This window comes from Microbulbifer mixtoriginis (SeqCode), from assembly GCF_052467235.1.
This window is the reverse complement of record NZ_CP174305.1, coordinates 645350-669183: the sequence shown is the minus strand read 5'-3', so window position 1 is coordinate 669183 and position 23834 is coordinate 645350. Positions and strand designations below refer to the sequence as shown.

The 23834-nt window shown below is 47.9% G+C and carries 22 protein-coding genes; 16 read left to right on the top strand and 6 right to left on the bottom strand.

Features of this window, described 5'->3' with window-relative positions; genetic code table 11:
* Nucleotides 1–178: 178 nt before the first annotated feature.
* Together ACJJIO_RS02985 and ACJJIO_RS02980 are read right to left on the bottom strand one after the other, a co-directional pair.
* Nucleotides 179–1162: a glycoside hydrolase family protein gene (locus tag ACJJIO_RS02985; protein WP_444885547.1), complete on the bottom strand. Its 984-nt coding sequence runs from the start codon at nucleotides 1160–1162 to the stop codon at nucleotides 179–181.
* 95 nt (nucleotides 1163–1257) lie between these two features.
* Entirely contained in the window at nucleotides 1258–2478 is a 1221-nt protein-coding gene (locus ACJJIO_RS02980; protein WP_444910100.1) for an ROK family transcriptional regulator, read from the bottom strand.
* A gap of 263 nt (nucleotides 2479–2741) precedes the next feature.
* On the opposite strand from ACJJIO_RS02980, the gene ACJJIO_RS02975 reads away from it, so the two are divergent.
* Together ACJJIO_RS02975 and ACJJIO_RS02970 are read left to right on the top strand one after the other, a co-directional pair.
* A complete protein-coding gene (locus ACJJIO_RS02975) occupies nucleotides 2742–4328 on the top strand; it encodes a sodium:solute symporter (protein ID WP_444910099.1) in 1587 nt (528 codons plus the stop codon).
* Between the two features lie 190 nt (nucleotides 4329–4518).
* The gene (locus ACJJIO_RS02970; protein WP_444910098.1) at nucleotides 4519–5730 is read left to right on the top strand and encodes a hypothetical protein; all 1212 of its coding nucleotides are present in this window, start codon (nucleotides 4519–4521) and stop codon (nucleotides 5728–5730) included.
* 170 nt (nucleotides 5731–5900) lie between these two features.
* Here ACJJIO_RS02970 and ACJJIO_RS02965 read toward each other — a convergent pair whose 3' ends face one another.
* The 3 genes from ACJJIO_RS02965 to ACJJIO_RS02955 form a co-directional block, all read right to left on the bottom strand.
* Nucleotides 5901–6230 carry a hypothetical protein gene (locus ACJJIO_RS02965; RefSeq protein WP_444910097.1) on the bottom strand — a complete coding sequence of 110 codons (330 nt, stop codon included), beginning with the start codon at nucleotides 6228–6230 and terminating at the stop codon, nucleotides 5901–5903.
* Nucleotides 6231–6419: 189 nt separating this feature from the next.
* Nucleotides 6420–6713, bottom strand: coding sequence for a hypothetical protein (locus ACJJIO_RS02960; protein WP_444910096.1), 294 nt, complete (start codon nucleotides 6711–6713; stop codon nucleotides 6420–6422).
* Between the two features lie 14 nt (nucleotides 6714–6727).
* Complete coding sequence (locus ACJJIO_RS02955) at nucleotides 6728–8314, bottom strand: VCBS domain-containing protein (protein ID WP_444910095.1); 1587 nt, start codon at nucleotides 8312–8314, stop codon at nucleotides 6728–6730.
* A 304-nt stretch (nucleotides 8315–8618) separates the two neighbouring features.
* Here ACJJIO_RS02955 and ACJJIO_RS02950 point away from each other — a divergent pair, with 304 nt between their 5' ends.
* From ACJJIO_RS02950 to ACJJIO_RS02900, 11 genes are all read left to right on the top strand, one after another.
* Nucleotides 8619–8852: a hypothetical protein gene (locus ACJJIO_RS02950; RefSeq protein ID WP_444910094.1), complete on the top strand. Its 234-nt coding sequence runs from the start codon at nucleotides 8619–8621 to the stop codon at nucleotides 8850–8852.
* On the top strand, nucleotides 8803–9981 hold the full coding sequence (locus ACJJIO_RS02945; protein ID WP_444910093.1) for a TonB-dependent receptor: 1179 nt from the start codon (nucleotides 8803–8805) through the stop codon (nucleotides 9979–9981). Before ACJJIO_RS02950 ends, ACJJIO_RS02945 begins: the two co-directional genes overlap by 50 nt.
* A gap of 8 nt (nucleotides 9982–9989) precedes the next feature.
* Nucleotides 9990–11012: a sensor histidine kinase gene (locus tag ACJJIO_RS02940; protein WP_252085241.1), complete on the top strand. Its 1023-nt coding sequence runs from the start codon at nucleotides 9990–9992 to the stop codon at nucleotides 11010–11012.
* Nucleotides 11000–11761, top strand: a complete 762-nt coding sequence (locus ACJJIO_RS02935) for a LytR/AlgR family response regulator transcription factor (RefSeq protein WP_444910092.1) — start codon at nucleotides 11000–11002, stop codon at nucleotides 11759–11761. The genes ACJJIO_RS02940 and ACJJIO_RS02935 overlap by 13 nt, the downstream gene beginning before the upstream one ends.
* Before the next feature lie 122 nt (nucleotides 11762–11883).
* Nucleotides 11884–12945 (top strand): Ldh family oxidoreductase, encoded by a 1062-nt coding sequence (locus ACJJIO_RS02930; protein ID WP_444910091.1) that lies wholly within the window; start codon nucleotides 11884–11886, stop codon nucleotides 12943–12945.
* Between the two features lie 348 nt (nucleotides 12946–13293).
* Nucleotides 13294–13647 (top strand): glutaredoxin family protein, encoded by a 354-nt coding sequence (locus tag ACJJIO_RS02925; RefSeq protein WP_444885536.1) that lies wholly within the window; start codon nucleotides 13294–13296, stop codon nucleotides 13645–13647.
* Between the two features lie 12 nt (nucleotides 13648–13659).
* The gene (locus ACJJIO_RS02920) at nucleotides 13660–14988 is read left to right on the top strand and encodes a gluzincin family metallopeptidase (protein ID WP_444910090.1); all 1329 of its coding nucleotides are present in this window, start codon (nucleotides 13660–13662) and stop codon (nucleotides 14986–14988) included.
* Nucleotides 14989–15323: 335 nt separating this feature from the next.
* Nucleotides 15324–15932, top strand: a complete 609-nt coding sequence (locus tag ACJJIO_RS02915; RefSeq protein WP_444885534.1) for a hypothetical protein — start codon at nucleotides 15324–15326, stop codon at nucleotides 15930–15932.
* A gap of 23 nt (nucleotides 15933–15955) precedes the next feature.
* Entirely contained in the window at nucleotides 15956–16639 is a 684-nt protein-coding gene (locus ACJJIO_RS02910) for an ABC transporter ATP-binding protein (RefSeq protein WP_444910089.1), read from the top strand.
* Entirely contained in the window at nucleotides 16627–17841 is a 1215-nt protein-coding gene (locus tag ACJJIO_RS02905) for an ABC transporter permease (protein ID WP_444910088.1), read from the top strand. Before ACJJIO_RS02910 ends, ACJJIO_RS02905 begins: the two co-directional genes overlap by 13 nt.
* A 64-nt stretch (nucleotides 17842–17905) precedes the next feature.
* On the top strand, nucleotides 17906–18646 hold the full coding sequence (locus tag ACJJIO_RS02900) for an outer membrane lipoprotein-sorting protein (protein ID WP_444910087.1): 741 nt from the start codon (nucleotides 17906–17908) through the stop codon (nucleotides 18644–18646).
* Between the two features lie 18 nt (nucleotides 18647–18664).
* On the opposite strand, the gene ACJJIO_RS02895 is transcribed toward ACJJIO_RS02900, so the two are convergent.
* A complete protein-coding gene (locus tag ACJJIO_RS02895) occupies nucleotides 18665–19684 on the bottom strand; it encodes a tRNA dihydrouridine synthase (protein WP_444910968.1) in 1020 nt (339 codons plus the stop codon).
* Between the two features lie 591 nt (nucleotides 19685–20275).
* Here ACJJIO_RS02895 and ACJJIO_RS02890 point away from each other — a divergent pair.
* The 3 genes from ACJJIO_RS02890 to ACJJIO_RS02880 are packed head-to-tail and all read left to right on the top strand — an operon-like array spanning nucleotide 20276 to nucleotide 23689.
* On the top strand, nucleotides 20276–20509 hold the full coding sequence (locus ACJJIO_RS02890) for an OadG family protein (protein ID WP_252085251.1): 234 nt from the start codon (nucleotides 20276–20278) through the stop codon (nucleotides 20507–20509).
* A 56-nt stretch (nucleotides 20510–20565) separates the two neighbouring features.
* Nucleotides 20566–22353, top strand: coding sequence for a sodium-extruding oxaloacetate decarboxylase subunit alpha (oadA, locus tag ACJJIO_RS02885; protein WP_444910086.1), 1788 nt, complete (start codon nucleotides 20566–20568; stop codon nucleotides 22351–22353).
* A 19-nt stretch (nucleotides 22354–22372) separates the two neighbouring features.
* On the top strand, nucleotides 22373–23689 hold the full coding sequence (locus ACJJIO_RS02880; RefSeq protein ID WP_444898650.1) for a sodium ion-translocating decarboxylase subunit beta: 1317 nt from the start codon (nucleotides 22373–22375) through the stop codon (nucleotides 23687–23689).
* Nucleotides 23690–23834: the final 145 nt, after the last annotated feature.

Here is a 23834-nt window from a genome sequence, read left to right as displayed (position 1 = left end):
GGGCAAAGGGAAGGGTTTTTACTGGGATCTTGGGGATAAATATCTAAAGAAACTGCAATCAGTGGGAAGTTTTCAGCTATTGATTGCTTACAGGTTAGGTGAAGTCTTCGGCCCTGGTGGATATTTGGCAGGCGGCACGGCACCGGTACTTTCGCAAGATGCCGTTGGCCATCTATCGTTACTCTGCCAATGTGAGTTGCCCAGCCGCAAGGAGTTTGATCTTCTTGGGATCGCAAATCCCGCCGATAAAATTGCCTTGTGCATCGTTGCGGTTAAAGGCGAGCAGATACCAGTGTTGGTCTGGCCCCTGTATCACCCGACCGGAATATAGGCTGCCCTGCTCGTCAGCACTGAGGAATCCATCACCAATAACGGTGTATGGCCCATTTAGGGCATCGGAGACAAAATACTTGGTGCCGGTAAGTGGTTTTCCGCTCATAGACTGGCGGTGGGCTTGGCTGTGAAACTGAGTGGAGACAGAGCAGAAGAGATAGTAGCGGCCCTGGATTTTTTCAATCTGCGGGACTTCCATTTCTCCATACCAGCCCGGTGCCAGTATGGGCTCTCCAACTTTCCAGTGCAGGAGGTCGGTGGAGCTGGCATAACCCACTGCGCCGCGCCCGTCGGGACTGCCTTGATTACAACGGGCAGTGACATACATATGATAAAGGGCTTGATCGGGATCTTTGACAATCCAGGGGTCACGCCAGGAGGCATCATGCCAGTATTCCAGGTTTAGACCGTCATAAAACTTGGGGTCTAACTCCACCAGAGGATTTTCCGGACATTTTTGCCAGTTTAAAAGATCTTTGGAGGTAGCCAGGCAGACCCGCTGAATAAGCCCTTTTTCTGTGTGTTTGGTACCAGTGTAAAACATGTACCAGGTGTCGCCCTCTTTATGTACGCAGCCGGTCCAGGTTGTGTAGGAGTCTGCAGCCTCATCGATGTCACCCTCTTGATATTGGGAGGGTTTTATCGCGTCTTGCGTTGGGGCCCAATGAATCAGGTCGGTGGAAATGGCGTGACCGATCGAGACATGCCAATGGCGTAGCTCTGGATCGCCGAGGGATTTATCCGCTTGTAGATAAAACATATGGTATTGATCGCCATCAACGGCGAACCAAAAATCCCAAACCCATTTGTCTTTTAGGTTAAATGCCATCTCGCTGGTCACCTCACTGTTATGATTATGTAAAACGAACCAATACGGTTTTAATGTCTAATTAGTTGAGCCTTGATTTTCCGCTATATTTCAGGTTAAACCGGAACCCGCTCAGGAACTCCACCCTTCAATAGCACGGTCTTATCTGGTGCAAAATTGGAGTAAAAGGGCAGGATGGCACCGCCAATCGCGATGGCATCAATACCGATCTTACCGCTCATTATCTGGGGCTTGAAAACTCCGGACGGGGCGGCTTGCTGCATTCGCCTGGAGATGATTTCCACCAGCTCCTCCAGCAGGAATCGCGGGAGGTGCGCATCGATAATAACGGCCTCAAGGTCCAGTACGCTGACTGCGGAGAGAATGGCGTAAACCAGGGCATCAGCGCAGTCGTCCAGCCATTCCTGTATGAGTGGGCGGGCCTGATCCATCACCGACAATAAATCAGCAGAGTCATTGATATTAATTTGGTTGGCGCGCAGGTGTCGGCGCAAGCCAAATAGTGAGGCTCGATTAAGTAAGGTCTCGAAGACCCCTTCGGGTTCTGGGGTGCTACTGAGCTTGGAGGCAGGGACTGGCATGGTGGCCAGGTTGCCTGAGTTGCCATGTACACCAGTCTCCAGGCTGCTATTAAGCACCAGGCCGCCGCCGATAAAAGTGCCAACGAAGATATAAAGAAAATCGGAAACTTCAGTGCCTTTACCGAATTGCAGCTCGGCGACTGCTGCAGCAGAGCAGTCATTTTCAAAGAAGACGGGTAGGTGGGTGCCTTTGGAAACCTCTTCTGCGAAGTTAATTTCTCGCCATTCGTTCGCCAGGGTATTGCTCATTTCCAATTCTTTTGTCCAGGCACCGATAAACCAGGGCATGGCGATACCAACGCCGACGAGCTTGGATTGGTCTTTTTTGACTAATTCTGCACTTAAATTTTCGATACCCGATTCTATATTTCTGAGAAGAAAGTCGGGCTCAGGGCATTCAAATTCCTGGCATATTTTCTTCAAAATATTGCCGCCAAAATCCATTAACAATAATTCAATATTACGCCGCCCAACTTTAATGCCTATGGAGTAAGCACCGGTGGGGTTGATGGTGTACATGATGGAGGGCTGGCCTTTGCCGCCAAGCCTGCGCCCCTCACGCATAACCATGCCAGTACTCTCCAATTCATCCACGATGCGTGTAACGGCCTGGGGGGTGAGGTTGGTGAGGCGCGCCAGGTCAGACTTGGACGCAGTACCTGCTTTCCGCAGCGCGGTTAGCAAAACCCGTTCGTTATAGCGACGCAGGCCGCTGGAATTACTTCCCTTACCCATCTCTGTGCCCCTTTTGTAGAAAACGCGTATCCGAGAGTTTGATCTGAGACTATTTGTGACAAATAGGTCCATATAGGATTTTATTGCGTTTACCTAGCGTAAGCAATGAAAGTGAGATGAACGGTTTTTCCATAACTGATTGATTTTAAAGGATTTATTGATATTTTGATGGTTTGCTTTACTTAATTAAACCACTGTGATTTAATTTTTTGCAAGTTCCGCAAACCATAAAAAATACGCAGCTAGCGGTGAACGAGGAAGTTATGTCGGTCGATTTTGGTCTCCACCCCATCGATGCGATCATTTTGGTCGTCTATTTCGTTTTCACAATTGGCCTGGGGCTCTATCTCAGTCGTCGCCACGACACCGCTGAAGACTACTTCCTTGCTGGGCGAAAGATGGTTTGGCCGCTGATAGGGCTTTCCTTGTTCGCTTCCAATATCTCCAGTACTACCCTGATTGGTTTGGCAGGCGATGCCTATAGCACTGGCATAGCAGTCTTCAACTATGAGTGGATGGCTGCTGTCATCCTGGTTTTTTTCGCGATTTTTTATCTGCCGACAATACTTCGCTCCCGCATCTACACCATGCCCGAGATGCTGGAGCGGCGCTTTAATCGCACCGCCAGGACTTACTTTTCCGGTCTGACAATTTTCCTGAATATCGTGGTGGATACCGCCGGCAGCCTTTATGCCGGAGGCTTAGTGATGAAGCTGATTTTTCCTGAAATGCCGATGTCAGTGACCATTTCGATTTTGGCGGTGATCGCAGGTATTTACACGATTGCCGGCGGTTTGGCTGCGGTAATTTACACCGATACCATCCAGGCTCTATTGCTAATTTTTGGTTCAATTCTGATCAGTATCTTCGCTCTGGATCGCGCTGGTGGCTGGGAGAATGTGGTTTCCCAGGTATCCGCCCATCAATTGAGTTTGATTCGTCCAATCGGAGATCCCAGTGTGCCTTGGCTGGGGTTGGTTACAGGAGTGGCCTTACTGGGGTTCTATTTCTGGTGTACCAACCAATTCATGGTACAGCGGGTGCTGAGCGCCAAAGATATTAACCACGGACGCTGGGGAGCGTTGTTTGCAGGTCTTCTGAAATTGCCGGTGCTGTTTATTATGGTCCTGCCAGGCACTATGGCGATTGTCCTATTCCCCGAGCTGGAACGGGCAGACATGGTTTATCCAACCTTACTATTTGAATTGTTACCTGTGGGCATTTTGGGATTGGTCTTGGCTGGTTTTGTTGCAGCCCTTATGTCTCAGATTGACTCCACGCTGAACTCTGCATCTACATTGGTGACGATGGATTTCGTGCGACAGCGTTTTCCCTCTTTGAACCAGCATCAGCTGATGCGCGTGGGGCAACTGGTTACCTTCATCTTTATGGTTCTGGCTGTGCTGTGGGCGCCGCAGATAGAGAATTTTGGTTCTCTGTTCCAATATCTGCAAAAAGTACTTTCCTATGCCGTACCCCCTGTTTTGGCTCTATTCCTAATTGGCTTTTTTTGGCAGGGAGCGACCTCCAAGGGCGCAATGACCACTTTGGTTTTGGGCACTGCCGGAGGAGTAACTCTATTCCTCGCTAATGAGGTGCTGGGTTGGACTAATTTTCATTTCCTTTATATAGCGCCAATCCTCTTTGTTTTCTGCTCCATGGTGTTGGTGGCTTCCAGCTTGATAAGCCCGGCAAAGATTAGTGAGGAAGCCAGGCAGTTTGTTTGGTCTCGCAAAGACTTTGATGCGGAAACCGAGGCGCTGCGCAGTGAGCCCCTATGGCGAAATTATCGTGTACTTTCAGTATTACTGCTGATTACTACTGCCCTGGTGGTGGGCAGTTTCTGGTGATTGTTGAGTTTGTGTTCCAATGAATATAACCGATAAAAGCTATTCACTGATTTAAAAGAATCTCACACAGGATGGAACCCCTTAATAAGCAATTAAAGGAGGTGCGAAAAGAGAAAAGACTCAGGTGGTAGAGGTAATGAGGTAACTAACAATGACGGACTGATAGCACAATTAATAAAAGGGTAATGCCATGAGGTATATCTTTACAGTGGTGATCGGGTTTTTTCTTTCTGCCCCAGTTCTAGCAGCTACCAATATATTGGATCTCTATTTTAATGCCGCAGATAAAGACGGAACCTTACGATATGATGAAATATTCTCCTATGGTAAGAGTGGTAATGGCAGTGACTTTGACATGTGTGATAGCTATTCCACCAAGCGTGTACCGGGAGATAAAATAGCTGCTATTACCAGTTATAGCGGCGATGAACGCATCAAAGGCTTGAAGCTTGAATATCTATACGCTGATGATGACGAGGTGGGTAAAACGACTGGTTCAGGATTCCGCAAACTCCTTGGAGATATGGAATATATCCAGGGTTGGCGTTTTTATAAGAAACGCGATGGCAATATTTCTCGTATCCGTGTTTACTTAAAAGATATGTCAAATAACTCTACTAGAGAGATAACTTTTGGCAGTAATAATGGTTGGCATAAGTGGCAAGAGTATCAGCTAAGTATTGGTACCCGTTCAGTTGTGGGTTTTGCTGGTACCGCAGGAGATAGCAAGATTTGGAGTATTTACCCTTGTGTGGCTGACCGTTTTGATCTGGTTGAGAGTGGGGTTGAAATACACTGGGATCAAATTGTGGAAACCCCTGAGAATACAAAAACTTTCTTTGGTGAAAGATTGTTAGAGAATTTTTCTAGCGTAACTCAGAGTGATAGTACCGAAGTTTGGTATACGGATGGCAAGAGCGAAACTGATACCTGGACCAATACACTCGGCATCTCGGTGACTGCCGGCGTGAGCTTGACTGAGGGTTACAAGGTTGGAGTTCCGGGTACCGTTGAAAACAGTGGCTCGATCACGTTCAATTTTTCTGAAACTTTTTCAGTCTCAACTACGGTTGGAGAAACTTCGACGGTTAGTAATCAGAGAACCGTTAAGGAAGCGATGCCCGCGAGTGTACCCGCTTATAGCCTACTGGTGGCACGTATGATGGTAGAAAATAGCGAGGTTGAAATCCCTTATACCACTACTGTGACTAATCCCCATAACGGTGACGAATTCAATTTCACTGGTGTGATCAAAGGATCAAGTTATTCTAAATCTCGTAAACGCTGGGATGTGGTGGGTAAAGCTTTCCCAGACCGCTATGAAGTGTATGAAAGTTATTCTTGGGTTGTAGAGTATTATGGCCTGGAAAATGTCACGATAATCTCTGATCCCGTGATTTAAGCGCCGTAGGTTTATAAAGAAGGTCAGAGTGGCCTGTATAAGATCCGCTTAAATATTATGCGGGTCTTATACATTGAATTTGGTGAAATACTTCTTTAAGAGTTGAGTGGATACATCCATGTATCCTTCCAGATAAAATATTGTTATTCCAAACATCGTTTGATGGCGCTTCAGTCCCTGATTATGACGGAATACAAGCGGATTCTATCTTCATAGCATCCATAGTAACTCAGATTTACTGGGGTCTTTGACATAAAAGCAGACAATAAAAAAGAAACTTTGGTGTCATAGATTTGAGATTTATCATTCACTAGTACAAATGTCCTAGTGTCAGAGCATGCCACTTCAGCACTGGTATTTTCAAATCCTTTTAATCGAATGTCTACTCCTTGGCTGTGAACTTTGAGATAGTCAATGCGCGCCTGTTCAGTCCAGGCGGCACTTGCTGAAAGTGATTGAAATAGAGCGATACCCAGAACGATTGATACAACTGTTTTCATCCGTTACTCCCTGGCATGTGTATCGCCAACAAAAGGGGTTGGCAAATTCCTAGACATAACCAGTGAAATAATAGCAAAAACAGGGCGGCTTATTGCGTTGTGCTATCCGGTAGGTTTTTACGTCGCCAGGGCTAATTTGATGAAGTGTATGCCCTGGCGTAGATTTATAAGCGGCTGGATATTACGTGCTTATTCTTGGTAAATGATTCTCTCGGTTTCCTTGATATGAAGCCGACGACGCTCTTGTTTTTCTCCATGTATTCTGACTCGTTCACCAGATCTCATGCCATTTTTTTTGATTTCCTTGGCATCTATAAAATAATACTGCCCTGTGTTTTCATCTTTGATGGAAAAGCGATGATCAATTTTTCCTGTCTTAAAATTTTCTGAAACCTCTTCTTCCAGTACTCCCGTTATAGTTTCCTGACCAGAGGCGGTGGGAATTAACAGTAAGGTCGAAATTATTGTGAGTAAGTATCTCATTGCTATTTCTCTCTTTAATTTGTATAGCTTACTGAAATGGTGGCAGTATTCATTTCATCACTTCTGGATTTAAACTCTATGGTGACTCCAGCAGCCGAATCTGTGAAGCTGCTGCCGGGCTCTTCAAGAGTGGCCACTTGGTTGGCGGTGTCATCTTTCAGATAATGCACAGTTACGGCCTTATCTTGCTGTGAACGAGGGTTTAGGATGGGGTGGGAAATATGATATTCCACGAAATAGTGATTTTCTCGATTGCTGCTACCGTTACTCTCCACCTTTATAATCTGTGGCATTGTTTTATTTAATTCGCCGGCGGTAAGTTCGATAGCCTGAATTTGAACCTCTGAAGCATTCCCCATACTCTTAGAAACAGATTTGGAATAGCCAGGGAAGCTGTTGTACCAACCCATAAAGTCCCTATGAGCGCTGCCAAATAAGCGAGACTGCCAGCTATTGCCCATGAAGGCTGCGGCAGCGCCATATTCACTTTCCCCTCGGTCGCTGGTATCCCCATCGTTGTTGTTATCATTGCCTGCATGGCCTAAACCAATGTTATGACCCAGTTCATGCCCCATAATTAGTTGATCGCTATCTGCAGTAACGATACTCCAGCGGCCATTGACCGCCGCGACCCCTGTACCAACTAACCCGGCACTGTAAGCGGCGGTTGGGAATATAAATACTCGATGGCGCCATGCGTTGAGGTCTACTGGACGATTATTGGCATCGACAAAATTGCTTTCTACCCAGCGGCTTGCGTTATCTCTCCAAGTATAACCTCCATCGGAATATTGCCCATCCTGAGAGCTTGTGGCACGGTTCTGAGCATTTTGAACACTTAAAATCCCTCCGTTTTGATTGTCGGGGATGCTGTATATAAAGCAGTCAATAGAGCTTTCTTCTTTATTGTCCTCACCATAGCAGTATTGTGCCAGAGAATTATTACTGCTGAGATGGCGCTGGAACTTTAGCTGACCCAGTGAGTTTTCTTTGTAAGTGTTATCGAGGGAGTCGGTAGCGTTGAATGTCATATCCGCAAGCTGGGAGATGCTGACATCATCCGTAACGGCGGCATCGGAAAAATTAACCAATATAAAAACGATACTATTTTGGGTGGCTTCAATCGTTTGGATCGCAAAAGTTATGTTTAGCTGATCTCCGTTACTGAGAGAAAAAACGATAGTATCTTCTACCGAGGCGCCGCTGTTTAAATCGTTGGCATTGTTGTTCAGTTGGTATTCCCAATTGCCGCTGTCATATAGTTTGAAGTCACCATACTTTCCGGCATAATTCCCAGACTGAAAGGTGGGGCTGGTACTATCGGTATCCTCTAATTGCAGTGTACCCTGTGCATATTCACTAGTTCCTACCACTAATGTACTTAGCGGAGTGCTAGGATTGAATCTGTAGTCGCCAGTATCGGTGTTGCCCCCATCATTATCATTGTTGTTATCGGCATCTGTGCCGGTGTTAGATCCGCCATTTGTTTCATTATTAGGCTGATTATTATCAGAATTATTACTGCCTCCAGAGCCTCCACTACAAGCGGCCAGAATTACGGTTAATGTGAGAGCGCTAAACGTTTTAAGTGGACCAGGCATTGTTCCCCCAATTTATCTCTATAAGGTCATAGCCGGTGTTTAATGAGTTAAAAGATGGACTCCTATCAACTGGTACGGTTCCACCAATTGTGATTTAAAGAGTATTTTTTATTGATTTCGTCGCGGGAAGCTAAAAATTTTCACTTCTTATGTGCCTGTTTTGTGGTTTGGTGAGCACAGGAGGGTTCCAAGAGGAACACTTCTGATAGCCTGAAGTGAGAGACCTTTTGCACTGGGTGACAGAGCGTTTAGATATAGAGCGTTATGGCCCACCGATCACTTTGGTTGCTGTTCAGAATTGATGATGGTGGCCTCACTACTGATCTGTGAATTGGCCAGCTTTATTCGTCACTCGCTGGCCTGCACTAGCCGCTATCCACCATTTATCCCAACCATCTACGGCCTGTCCATCATGGAGACCACTCATCACTTGGGCTGGAGACAACAACTCGTGTTGCTAAATTGCTTCTATCAAGTTGGAGGTGATGATGAAAAGGAATACTTTTTGGCTGCTGTTGATGATGTCTCTGGTGGGTGAGCTCAATGCTCAGTCACTCTCTCAGCAGTGGGAGTTGGCAATGGCTGTTAGCGCTAAGAATCAATCGAAAAGTGCCCTCTTCGATTCTGGGTCAGGTTATGAGCGCCAAGTTAAATTACAAGGTGCGCTGCAGGTATCGGACTGGGAAGGACAGGTTTCCATGCTGCATGAGGCAGGTAGTGGCGCTGGTGAGGAATCAGAACTTGTTGTGGAGGAGTTATTTTGGCAGGGGGATAGGTTCGGGTGGGACCTGCTTGCAGGTAAGCGTCGCCTGGATTTTGGTGTTAGCTACGCTCACAGACCTTTGGATCTATTCCTGCCTATGGAGCGCAACCCGGTATCTCTGCGGGCTGATGAGGGCGTTGCCGTCGTATCAGCCAGCCGCTTCACAGCAAGTGGAGAGCTGAGCCTGATGTTGGTTGATGCTAATGCTAGTCAACTGATTAATGAAGAGCTTCCGAGAGGTTTGGCTGCACGTTGGTACCAGCTGAAAGGTGTGAGTGAATGGCAACTGCTCGGTTACCTGGATGATCAGCGTGGTTTGAATATCGGCGCCAGCTGGGTTACGACCTATGGGGAGTCTTGGGAGTTACATAGCGAAGGCCGTTACCAGCAGCGTTATCGTCAATGGCTAAAGCCTGGTTCTCCAAGAACTGGCACTTTACCCCGAGAGGGAGAACAGAGCGATGGCTGGCAGGCTCTGTTGGGCATGACCTGGACCCATAACGCAGGGCATACAATCATCGCTGAATACTGGTTTGATAGCAGGGCGTGGCATACTCGCGATTGGCAAAGGCTTGCAGACAATGCCAGCTGGTACAGTGAACAGGGGGAAGGATGGGATGCTAACAGATATGCTTCTGCTGCAGCTTTTTTAAGCGAAGCACGCAATCGCCATAGCCTGATGATGCACTGGAGCTTATCTAATCACAATTACAATCCCAAATTGGATATTTTATATTCCCCTGGCGATAGAGGCATGGTTTTGACTGCTGGTATTAACCATGAAATGAAGGGCGATTGGACTCTTGGCGCATCAATAAGGTATTTTGGCGGCGCTAAAAAATCATATTTTACACAATTGCCTAATGAAACCCTTGTTACTTTGACTGCGAACATGAAGATATAAAAGGAATCATGGTGAAGTTACTCAGTGAATATTTACGTATATTGATTCTTTGTATTGTTGTGGCTCTTATCACTAAACAAGTGTGGGGAGGGAGTTACTCTCTCAATTTTGGTATTTCTCTAACCTATGGCTTTGTTGCTTTTTCTACGCGCAAGCTTATGCTCCATCTAAAACCCAATTGGCCACATGTGCTCAAGTATGCAGTAACCATTTCGGCAACGACGGTGCTGGGTTCTATTAATGTTTGGTGGTGGGTCTCTGGCTTTGGAGTTTTTCCTGCGGTTAATGCCCTGATTTACTCACTAATTCTGGCTATCTTTTTGACGACTTTACTCTACCAGTTTTATCTTAATCGTGAGCAGTCCCACAAACTGGAGACTGAGCGCAAGGAAGCAGAGTTACTACAGGCCCAGCAACAAAAAACTCTGGTGCAAAGCCAGCTGAAAGTATTACAAAGTCAAATAGAACCTCACTTTCTGTTTAATACACTGGCCAATCTTAAGATGCTGATTAGGCACGATCCACAGAAGGCAGAGCTATTACTGGACAATTTTAGCGATCTCTTGCGCTTTAGTTTGAATAAATCGCGTTCTGACTATGTGTCCCTGAAAGATGAACTTCGCAGTCTTGAAAGCTATCTGGCTATTCAGCAAATCCGACTGGGTGAGCGCTTGCAGTATAGGGTCGAACTGGCAGAAACCGTTAACCCTTCAACGGAAGTTCCGCCCCTATTAATACAGCCATTGGTGGAAAATGCCATTTTCCATGGTATTGAACCTTCACAGAAAGGAGGGCTGGTCTGTCTCAGGGTGGCTACGAAAGCTAGTCAGTGGATCATAGAAGTGGAGGACAGTGGAATTGGGTTGCAGGCTGCAACCAATAAGTCAACGTCAAACAAGCACAATGGTTTGGCTTTAAATAATATCAAAGAGCGTCTTGCCACTCTATACCAGGAAAAAGGCAAGCTGCAGATAAGTAGTAATCAACTGGGCGGGGTTACCGCTAGATTGGAGTTTCCATGCGCGCAATAATTGCCGATGATGAACCCTTGTTGCGTCATCATCTGGATAAAATGTTGGCTGATGTTTTTCCGGAACTGGTGGTAGTTGGTAAAGCAGCTGATGGTCAGGAGGCATTAACCCTTTGCCAGCAAGAACAGCCTGATGTCATTTTTCTCGATATCCGTATGCCGGGTTTGGACGGTATTGCGGTTGCTTCCGCGCTTAACAAGCTGGAAATCAAACCCGTAGTGGTCTTTATTACTGCCTATGATGAATATGCAGTAAATGCTTTTGAGCAGGAAGCCGTAGATTATTTGTTGAAGCCCATTGATGATGAGCGACTTCAGCTAGCTTGTGAACGTATCAAGAAGCGTCTGGAAAGTAGAGCGGAAGAGCAGGCGCAAGTGAGTTCGAATATTGCGGCTTTATTGCAGCAACTCAATGTCGGTAAGCCGGAATATCTACGCTGGATCAGGGCTAGTAAGGGAGAGGATGTACACCTAATCTCCTGTGATGAAATTTCGGCTTTTGTCGCTGAGGACAAGTACATCACTGTTTACTCAGACCAGGGCCAGCATATTATACGCACACCGCTTAAGGAATTGATGACGCAGTTGGAGCCTGATCTTTTTTGGCAGATACACCGATCAACGATTGTTTGTATTAAGCGAATCGATAAGATTAACCGAGGGCTGACGGGCTCAGCTACGGTAATTATGGATGATGGGCAAAAGTTTTCTGTGAGCCGTAGGGCCGCAGCAATGTTTAAATCTATGTGAATGTATTTTTTGTTTGTTACATAGAGAGAATAAATTTAAGGTGGTAAGGCGGATTAATTATAACCGGTTCACAGTAAGCGCCGGTTCTTTATTGTCCTTACTAAGAATGACATGGAGTCAGGATGCAAGATTATTACTCTTCCACAGAATTAAGAGATTTTGCCAGTGCTTTATTCCAGCGTGTGGGGCTCGCTAAGGACAGGGCCGACATAATCGCTAATGTATTCTTGCAGGCAGACTTGCTCGGTTTTACCACCCATGGCTTGCACCGGGTTGTGAGCAATTTAGAGTGGTTACAAAGTGGTGAGTCCAAGCTTAGTGGTGAACCCAAAGTGTTGTCCGATAGGAGAAACTGCTTTAACTGGGATGCACAATTTTTACCTGGTCCCTGGGTGCTTAGCAAAGCCATAGAACAGGCATTGTCACGAGTATCTGAACAGGGTGTCGTTACCGCTACTATTCGCCGCAGCCAGCATATTGCCTGCCTAGCTGCCTATTTACCTCAGGTAATCGAAGCGGGTTATGTGGCGATCCTAACCTGTTCAACTCCGGGAGAAAATACTGTATCGCCTCAAGGGGGAATTGATCCATTGTTCTCTGCGAATCCCCTGGCATTTGCGGCTCCGGCCGGAGATTACCCTCTGTTGTTTGATGTGAGTATGTCTATCACAGCAGGTGCCTATGTGTCACGTGCAAAGCGAGAGGGTAGGAAAATGCCTTCAGCTTGCCTTAAAGATCATAATGGCAAGATTTCCGATGATCCCTCGGCGTTCAAAAATGGTGGCAGTATTTTACCGATTGGTGGTGCTGATCACGGTTACAAGGGGGCGGCACTAAGTGCGATGTTGGAGGTGTTGTCGATGGCACTTGGAGGCTATGGCCGTGGTGATGATTCAGCCAAGCGCGATAAAGAGGCCAACTCGGTTTTCTTACAGATAATTGATCCCCAGGCTTTTGGGGCAAAAGCAGACTTTCTTCGTCAAACCATTGCTTTAAGTAACCTCTGGGAGCAAAACCGCAGTGATAGCGATGAGCCTGTAAGAGTCCCTGGCCAGCGTGCTTGGGCGAATCGAACACGGCAATTGCGTGATGGGGTAGAGTTATATCCCTCTATTATCAAGGATCTTCAGCCCTGGGCTGAAAAATTACAGGTTCCCCTTCCCTCTGTATTAACTAAGAGCTAATTTTTAATGACAAATTCATTCTCTTAGAGTGATCACCTTAGTTACAACAAAAGCATCAGCTCAACACTACATTAAAGACGAAACCCTTGGTGCGCCTGATAGTGTGTCGGTGGGGGCGTTAAGAGGATGTAATAAAAAAGAATGGCTCAAGGGCTGATATTTGTAAGGATGTTATGAGTGAGGATGGAAAGTTGAAGGTAAACATCTTGCATAACCACCCTAGTAAGCCTTATAGATAAAATACTGAACCACCTAAGTTGGTACATATTGCGGACCTCTCATTTGCTTTCTAGCTGTTGAGCTGCTAAGAGGTTATTTGCCTGATTCTTTGAGTTTTAGGGGCTTTGCATGAGGAATGTGTTGATTTTGGCTGTAGTTCTGTTGATTTTTCAAAAGTGGGATAAGATAGAGCTGTATTTCAATCCGCTTCCGGATTACGCCTCTCTGCGGCCGGGTAAGGTTATTCTTTACGCTACCGAATGGTGCGGCTACTGCCAGAAGTCACGTGAATTGCTGGGAGAGTACAATATACCATTTTATGAGTATGATATTGAGAAGTCCCAGGAGGGCAGGTCTCAGTATGATCGCCTAGGTGGTAAAGGTGTTCCTGTCTTGCTTATCAATGGAGAGGTAATTCACGGATATAATGCTAAAAAAATATTAAGTGCTTATTCAAACGCTCAGAGTACAAGCTTTTTGTGATTAAGGTTGAGAATGATAATAAAAAAATCGTTTCGTACAATAGCCCTTGCAATTACTATGGCTGTGGTATGTAGCTGTTTAGGATTCAGCTCTATAGCAGTTGCAAATACTATTAGCACCAAGCTGGAAAAGAAGGGAAATGGCAACTGGTTTGTTACCTTTGTGTCAGAAAAGCCAATAAAGAAGCTCGCCTTTAAAAGCTCTCCGGATAACTCAAGAAGCAAGCGTTGGGCTCCTACTTCTAACGGGTATCAGTTTGAGTTTGTTGATGAGGTAGAGAGTTTAGTGCGTGAGGACGGTAGTGCCTTTACAGAAGCTACTTTTCATCTTACCCCTACTTATACGGCCCTCCCCAAGGAATATGCCCCTTTCTCCCCGTTTTCGGATGGAAGTTATTTATTGCATACGGGGAGATTTTTTGCCTGCGCAGATTCTTGTCAACCTAGCTTAAATAAGTGGTATTTGGCGATTGTTGCTCCCGAGTCTGACAATATTATCCTGCATGGCAGGATCTATCAGGGAAATATTGAGTGGGCGGCTTTCGATGAAGGCAGCAAGGTCTATATTGGTCATGGAGAACCGATACAAAGTGATCACTTTGTAAGTGTGATCGATGAACTTCTACCAGAGAAGCTGCAACATCAGATGAGCACTCAGTTGCCTGAGTTGATGGATTTCTTTGCTGATAAAATGGGCACACTTGGCTATAGGCCCGCGTTGTTTGCTTCTTTTAGTTCTACAGACGATGGTCGACATGGTCATCAAGGTGGAACTCTGCCAGGCCAGATATTTATGCATTGGTATGGTAAGAAGTCTGTTGTTGAGGCAATTGATGTCGATGAATTGTTTTGGCTTTTTTCCCATGAAGTTGCCCATTTATATCAGAGAGAGGGCGCAGATGTTATAGATGCAGCTGACTCCTGGCTTCATGAGGGAGCGGCTGATTATTTTGCCGGTTTGGCGTTCGAGAGTATCCTTTCTAAGGGTTATCTGTCACAGAAGATTAAGCAAGCAGAGCAGAAATGCCTTGCCAGCCTGGGGGAAAATCCGGTTTATCTGGATGCGTCACGTAAGAATCCACGCATTCACTATAATTGCGGTCTTCTGATTATAAATGCGATAGATACATACCTGAAAGAGCAGGGCTCTATTTCCATTTATGAATTATGGAATCTCTATTCTTCTAAGATTTCAACTGAATCACCGGCCGGGGCGGCTCAATTTCTGTTTGCAGCCAAGCCTTATCTACCGTCAGCAATGGTTAAAAATTTAGAAAAATTAAACACCCCTGGCTTCTCTGCTTTAAAATTTATTAGCAAGTTGGTAGCTGACAGTACCTAATAATCAATTTTTCAATACTAAGGTTTTCTTACAGATGGGTGAGTTTGGGCTTACCCTCTAAATATGTTGGACCTAATTTTTATATATGTGTTCGAGCTGATTTGATAGGTCGCTTAGGGACAATATCAATTAACTGGTTCTGCTGTACCACCTCCTAGGAAGTAACTTGCCAAAATAGTTTACGCCTCGCCATTTACCACTTATCTGTGGCTTCTAACTCCATTCAGCCCAAAGATTTCCCGTTTATCCCTCTCCTTCCCCTTTTGTCGCACGATCAAGATCCCCTCCATAACCAGCGCTAATCTGCTCCCAACCTAAACGCAAGGAGAGAAATCATGAAGAAGATTATTGCAGCGGCACTGATTCAACTGGGTATGTCTACTTCCGCTTTTGCTGCAGTGGATGCGCAGTTAGAAGGGCTATATAACAAGGCGGCGCAGCAGGGTGGGGATGCCATTGAAGTTTCTTACGAGGCTTTCAAAATTGCCCAGCAGCAAGATCCCACAGACCCTGCAGCCCTATTCTACCTGGGTGCCAGTGAGACTCTGATGGCCAAGGAGAGTTGGTTGCCGTGGAAGAAGGTGAGCTATGCAGAAAATGGGATCGCACGTATGGACAAAGCCCTATTGATGTTGGAGGAGCTTGAAAATCCTGGCCGCTCGGCTAGGGGGGTGCCCCGGGATTTGCTTTTTAAAGGGATTGCGGCCACCACTTTTACCAAGGTACCTGCTTTTTTCAATGCTTTTGATCGAGGATTTGAGCTCTATGGGGAGCTGATGAATGATCCGCGTCTGTCGCACATGCCGGTACAGGCAGTGAGTTGGATCTACTGTGGTGCCCTGGAGGCTGCGGATTTGGGTGAAAAGTCAGATCAGAAAAGTGAATGGCAGGCAAAGGTCAATACAAGAGGGGCTCTGGCACTTTGTAAGCTGGATATTGAGTAGTAATTGGGATTGGAGAAAGACCGATGTTGCAGCTGACACATATAGAAAAGACCTATACGACAGGTGAAATAAAGCACCAGGCTTTGCGAGATGTCAACCTGGCCATTCGCCCCGGTACTATGGTGGCCCTCTGTGGGCCTTCAGGCTCCGGTAAAAGTACCATGCTAAATATCTGTGGCTTATTGGACCAAGACTATTCCGGTGTGGTGCATTTTGCCGGTGAATTAATGACCAGGGACTACCAGCAGGCAATGAAGATACGTCGCACTCAGATGGGGTTTATTTTTCAGAAATTTAATTTGGTTCCGGTGATGAGTGCCTTTGAAAATGTCGCCTACCCATTACAGCTCAATGGTGTGGATTCTGCAGAGGTAAAACAGCGGGTAATGCAGATGTTGGATTATGTGGGTTTGGCCGAGTTTGCCCGATATCGCCCCGACCGCCTCTCCGGCGGCCAACAACAACGGGTGGCGATAGCTCGAGCACTGGTGCACAAGCCCAAATTGGTGATAGCTGATGAGCCCACCGCTAGCTTGGATAGTGTAACGGCTCAGCAGATTATTGAATTAATGAAACACCTTGGCAGGGAACAGAAAACAGCCTTTATTGTGGCCAGCCACGATGATCGTATGACTCAGCACTGTGACAGAGTGATCAATTTACAAGACGGTGTGATTTTGCAGGAGGAAGCCCCATGCGTCGCTTAAAACTGGCAGTTTTGAATTTATTACGCAACCGCCGCCGCAGCCTTTTGACCGTCGCAATTGTCGCTATTGTAGTGATAGCTCTGATGACTTCCGGGGGTTTTGGTCTATACACTTATAAATCCCTGAAAGAAGGCGCGGCGCGCAGTCAGGGGCATCTGGTGTTTACCCAGCCGGGATATTTCAATAGCGATGAAGAGTATCCATTACAAAATGGCTTGGAAAATGCCGATGAATTGAGAAAGCGCTTATTGACCGATAGCGAGGTTAAGGCGGTACAACCACGTATCTATTTGAATGGCTTGATCTCCAATGGAGATAAGTCGACCATATTTTTGGGGCAGGGGATTTTGCCGAGCGAGTTTCGGGTAAAAGGGCCTTTCTTAAATATGACCGAAGGTGGCATTCTGAGTAAGAATGAAGATCCTACCGATCCGCAGATTATGCTGGCCAAGGATCTGGCAAGAAATCTGAATGTAAAAACAGGGGACTATATCACCCTGATGTCGACTACTGTAGATGGGGCTCTTAACGCACTGGATTTTAAAGTGCAGGGAATTTTTGGAACTGGTGTTCCTGATATGGATAAGCGTCAGGTGTATCTCTCGATAAATTCTGCCCAGTTTATTCTCGATAGTGAAAAAGTCAGCACCATGCACCTGTACGGCTATGAGCTGGAAGACACCGAAGTATTAAAGGCGCGTCTGGCTGAGCAGGCTCCCGAGTTGGAAATTACCACCTGGGAGGATCGCGCCTTCTTTTACCAAGGGGTGAAAAGTCTTTACGACCGAATTTTTGGCCTGATGGGCGTGATCATGGCAATGGTCATTTTTGTTTCCCTCTTCAATACCTTGGCGATGTCGGTTACAGAAAGAACCCGTGAGATCGGCACTCTTTCCGCATTGGGTACGTCCCGCGCCGAATTACTGCTGGGCTTTGTGTTGGAGGCATTGGTGTTGTCCCTGGTAGGAGCGATCGTGGGCATCTTGCTGGCAGCTGCGGTGAGTATGGGTTTGATGGTGTTTGAAGTCACCATGCCGCCCCCTCCCGGTAAAACCGAGAGCTATCCCCTGGTGGTGTATTTCTCATTGAATCTTGCTTGGATGATCTCGTTAGCAGTAGCGGCAATCTGTGTTCTGTCTTCCTTTATAGCAGCGCGCAAAGGTGTAAACAAACCGATAATAGAGGCATTGGTACATGTATAAGTTAGCGAAATTAAAAACTGCTTGGAAAGTTTTGGGCAGCGCTCTGATAATAGCAATGGCTCCAATGGCATTGGCCAATTCACTAAATACCAATAGCGGGGCCAGCAACGAGATTATCTACACCACGCAGCAAGTGGAGGGCATGCTTGCCAAAGCCGATTTTTACCGTCTGCAAGAAAATTCCGCGCGAGTAGTCACTGAGGTGCAGGTCTACAAAAATGGCGATCTGGACAGTATGGACAATTACCATGTGTACACCCGCCCACAGCGCAAATCTCTAGTGGTATTCAAAGGCAAGGGAGAGGAGGGCACCAAAATGTTAATGCTGCAGGATAACTATTGGATGCTGATGCCGCGCAGCCGCCGCCCTATACGGATTACACCCATGCAAAAATTGTTGGGGGGGGCATCGGTGGGGGATGTGGCCACACTCACCTGGAGTGAGGATTATCAGGGCGTTTATGCCGGGCAGGAGACATTACAGGATCAGCTGGTAAACCGTTTGAGCCTTACCGCTAAAACCAAGGGGGCCAGTTATCAGCGTATTAACTTGTGGGTGGATAGCAAAAGTCATTTTCCGGTAAAAGCCGAGCTTTACCTGAAATCCGGCAAGTTGGCCAAGATTGCGCACTTTACCCCGGGGCAAAGAGAGGGACGGCAGGTAGTGGCGGAAATGCGGCTGCAGGATACGATCAATACTGGCACCGAGACGCGGGTTATTTATGAGAGTGTCCAGGCCCATGATTTGCCGGAAAAGTATTACAACCCGGCTTACCTAAGTCGCCAGTCAACCGCTGAGCTTTAACGAACTTTGCAGCCGCTATTAAGCGGCTGCAATAGCTTTCTGGTTAATGATTTCCTGGGGTGACTCCAATTCCTGGGAAAAAATGGCCTCAATAGCCTCAGCCTCGCGCAGGCGTTTAAGTTTCTCAAAAAATACCTGGGCCTCTGGAAACGCGAGCTTGAGATAGGCAAGCCACTGCTTGATCCGGTTGCCCAGATACTTGGCCGGGTAGACTTCCCGGGTAATTTGATAGTAACCCCAGAGTAACTCGACAATCTGCGGCCATGCCATCGGCTGATATTCTACTCCGGCGCAGAAGGCCTTGATTTGCAGCCCCAAATCAGGCCTTGCCAACAGGCTGCGGCCAAACATAAAGGCTTGGCAACCGGTTTGCTCGTGGCAGCGCTGAAATTCCGCCAGTGTCCAGATATCGCCATTGGCGACTACTGGAATCTGTAGTTTTTCCCGAATCTCACCGATATATTCCCAGTAGGCCGGAGGCTTGTAGCCATCGACTTTAGAGCGAGCGTGAACCGCCAACTCATTGGCTCCACCGGCGGCTGCGGCCAGGGCATTTTCCATATAGGTAGAGCGGTCGTTGAACCCCAGGCGGATTTTCGCGGTGACAGGGATGTGATCCGGTACGGCCTGGCGCACAGCGCCGACAATCGCCTCTACCCGATGCGGGCTTTGCAATAGGCAGGCGCCCCCATCGCTGTTATTGACCGACTTGGCTGGGCAACCAAAATTCAGATCGATCGCCTTTGCCCCCACGGCAACCGCTTTGGCGGCATTGATGCCCATGGCCTCGGGATTGCCGCCCAGAAGTTGCAAGCGTACCGGGACATCATTGGCCGTTTTGGCGCCCGCCAAGAGCTCCGGGCACAGACGTGTAAAAACCCTGCGGGGTAGGCGGGTATCGGTAACACGCACAAATTCGGTTACACAGATATCGACTCCGCCAATCGTTGAAAGCAGTTTGCGCACATGGTGGTCGATAACACCTTCCATGGGGGCCTGGTAAATCTTCGGCTGCAGGGAAATTGTCTTATCGGTCATAAAGTTGGAAATAGGAAAAATTGGTGTGATGGTTGGCGCATATTCTATCAGCAAGTGATCGCTATTCCGTAACAATGATCATTCGGCTGGTAGTTTTAATAGGAGATTTGAACTCAAATTCGAGTGTGTTTGCACCAATAAAGGGCGCAATGAACCATGCGCCACCGTTGCCACTGAAACCATTAAGTGTTTGATTTTAAAAGCAACTTGTATTGATAATAGAAAATTGACTGCACTTCCATGCTGCAGAAAAACCCTCTGGCAGTAGATAGTATGGTTACTTGTCGGGGTGGAGCCGCCAACGAGGTTGTATTTGCCCAGCTTGAAGACTAGATTGCCGGGCGTAAATGGGTTGCCAGTCAGGCAGGTTACCAATTAGATCACTGCGCTCAGTCGCAGAATTTTGGGGATTGCAGTTGGGGTGGCTTGGTGTTGGTCAAACTGGGAATTGTGCGGAAGTTAAGCGGAGCTGTTTGGCAGTTTTTATAGGCGCCCAAGCAAAGTGGCTGCTTAACATTAAACGGCCATAGGCCGAAGAATAATCGCCCGGATATTAACCTTTTATTATCCGAAGGCTTAGGGGGATACAGAGTGCAAGATACGCTACTTCAACAGGGGTTGGACATTACCCTGTTCGGTATGGGAATTGTTTTTACCTTCCTGCTGTTACTGGTGATAGGCACCGGTATCATGTCCCGAATTATTACTCGCCACTTTCCCGAAGCGGAGCCAGTCGCCACTCCGCCCGCTAGCGGTAACGATGACAATGCCCGCTTGCACGCCATTATCAAGGCGGCCATCGAACAACATCGAAAAAAACGTTAATCGCCAAATTTCGCTTCATTACAACATCCAATAATTTCTGCCGAGAGAGATAACCCATGACTGAGGTTAAAAAGCCATTGGGGATTACCGATGTAGTCCTGCGTGACGCCCACCAGTCACTATTCGCCACCCGCCTGCGACTGGACGATATGCTGCCGATTGCAGAAAAGCTCGATCAAGTCGGCTTTTGGTCGCTGGAATCCTGGGGGGGCGCCACCTTCGATGCCTGTATTCGCTATCTCGGCGAAGACCCCTGGGAGCGGATTCGCGAATTAAAAAAAGCCATGCCCAACACCCCGCAGCAAATGTTGTTCCGTGGGCAAAATATTCTGGGATATCGCCACTACGCCGATGATGTCGTGGAAAAATTTGTTGAGCGTGCCGCGGTCAACGGGGTGGATGTCTTCCGCGTATTCGATGCCATGAACGATATGCGCAACCTGAAGACGGCCCTGGCCGCGGTAAAAAAACAAGATAAGCACGCTCAGGGCACTATCTCCTATACCGTGAGCCCGGTACATACTATGGACTTGTGGGTAGAACTGGGGCGCCAGATTGAGGATATGGGGGCGGACTCCATTGCCATTAAGGATATGGCTGGCCTATTGCGCCCCTACGAAGGCTACGAGTTGGTAAAGCGCCTGAAAACGGCGGTGGATATTCCCATCCATCTGCATTGCCATGCGACCACGGGTCTTTCTATTGCCACCGCGCTCAAATGTATCGAGGCGGGAGTCGACAATGTGGATGCAGCCATCAGCTCCATGTCCATGACCTATGGCCACAGCCCCACGGAAACACTGGTTGCCATGCTTGAAGGTACCGAGCGGGATACTGGTCTGGATATTAATCTGCTCGAAGAAATTGCCGCGTATTTCCGCGAGGTGCGTAAAAAGTACGCGAAATTTGAAGGTTCCCTTAAAGGCGTGGACTCGCGCATTTTGGTGGCCCAAGTGCCCGGTGGCATGTTGACCAATATGGAAAACCAGCTGCGTGAGCAGGGTGCTGGTGAGCGACTGGATGAGGTACTCGAAGAGATTCCCCGCGTACGCCAGGATCTTGGTTATATCCCCCTGGTAACGCCCACCTCACAAATTGTAGGCACCCAGGCAGTATTAAATGTGCTGACCGGTGAGCGCTATAAATCTGTTTCTAAAGAAACAGCAGCCGTTTTGAAAGGGGAATATGGCGCGACCCCTGCCGAAGTGAATCAGGAGCTGCAGGTGAAGGTATTGGAAGGCGCAGCGCCAGTGACCTGTCGCCCTGCGGATTTGATCGCTGCAGAGTTGGACAGGCTCACCTTGGAGTTACAGGAAAAAGCCGGGGCAGAGGACATTGCCCTGACCAATGGCGAAGGTGAGATTGACGATGTGCTCACTTATTCACTCTTCCCACAAATCGGCCTCAAGTTCCTGAAAAATCGCGGCAACGCCGATGCCTTTGAGCCAGTGCCTACTGGCAATGAAAACGCCGCAGTGAAAAATGACAAAGGGGAAGAGGTGTATACGGTCACTGTGGAAGGCCAGAGCTACACCGTGACAGTGGCCGATGGTGGCGATCTGACCAATATTGCCCCGGTAGGTGCGGCCGCCCCTGCAGCCAGTTCAGCCAGTTCGGTTCCAGCCACTGGAGGTGAGCCGGTCAATGCGCCCCTAGCGGGCAATATCTTTAAGGTGATGGTGATGCCTGGTGACAAGGTCAGCGAGGGCCAGGCCATTATTGTGCTCGAAGCCATGAAGATGGAAACCGTAGTGAGTGCGCCGCGCAGTGGCAATGTTGCCAGCGTAGCGGTAAAAGAGGGCGATTCCGTGGCGGTGGGTGATGCCCTGCTGTCTATCGCATAGATTGGGGTAGGAGTCGCAAGTGGATAATTTACTCACGCTTTGGCAGTCCTCCGGCATCGCACAAATGATGCCGGGGCAGCTGGTCATGATCTTTGTTGGATTGGGGCTGCTGTTTCTGGCTATTCGCAAAAACTTTGAGCCACTGCTGCTGGTGCCAATTGGCTTCGGCGGTATCCTGGCCAATATTCCCGGAGCAGATCTGGCACTCTCTGCAGCAGAGACCGCATTGGCCCAGGGAAATGCAGCAGTTCTTGCCCAAATGGCCCAGATCTTGGGGTTGGATACTGTTGCCAGTCTCGAGGATTTAAAAGCTGCCCTGGGTGCTGCCCCGGCTGCGGTGCAGCTACAGGCCGCAGAGTTTGCCAGCGATGCCGGTTTCAGCAACGGCATGCTGTATAACTTTTATTCTGTGGCTATTGCTTCGGGTGTCGCGCCGTTGGTGATTTTTATGGGGGTGGGGGCCATGACCGATTTTGGCCCGCTGCTCGCTAATCCGCGTACCCTGTTCCTGGGGGCGGCGGCACAGTTCGGTATCTTTGCCACTGTACTGGGTGCTGTCGGACTCTCAGTTGCGGGGATTATGGACTTCTCCATCGCCGATGCCGCGGCTATCGGTATTATTGGCGGTGCAGATGGCCCCACAGCAATCTACGTTTCCAGCATTTTGGCCCCTGATTTGCTGGGTGCGATTGCGGTAGCAGCCTATTCCTATATGGCATTGGTGCCCATGATTCAGCCACCGATTATGCGCGCACTCACTACAGAGCAGGAGCGCAAAATTGAGATGGTGCAGCTGCGTCATGTAAGCAAGCGCGAGAAAATTACCTTTCCGCTGTTGCTGTTGATTCTGGTTGCCCTGTTTCTCCCCGCTGCAGCCCCTCTGTTGGGTATGTTCTGCTTCGGTAATCTGATGCGTGAGTGTGGTGTGGTGTCTCGCCTTTCGGATACTGCTCAGAATGCGTTGATCAATATCACCACGATTTTCCTAGGTCTCTCGGTCGGCTCGAAACTGGCCGCAGATAAATTCCTTGACCCAAAAACTCTGGGAATCCTCGCCCTGGGTATCGTGGCCTTTGCGATCGGTACTGCCGCAGGGGTATTGATGGCCAAGCTGCTCAATGTATTCAGTAAGCACAAGGTAAACCCACTGATCGGTTCTGCCGGTGTATCTGCCGTGCCCATGGCTGCACGGGTATCCAATAAAGTGGGGCTCGAATCCAATCCGCACAACTTCCTGCTGATGCACGCTATGGGCCCGAATGTGGCTGGGGTTATTGGCTCTGCGGTTGCTGCGGGAGTCATGATCAGCATGGTACGCAGTTTAACCGGCAGCTGACTTATCCCACAAAAGCGATTCCTGACAAGGCGAACTTCGGTTCGCCTTTTTCTTTGATAAAATTTAAAGTGGAATATGGCTGTATTTGCAAGGTATTTGTCAGGAATATCTATTTACCTGTTTGATTTTCGATGGATAGGCAAAC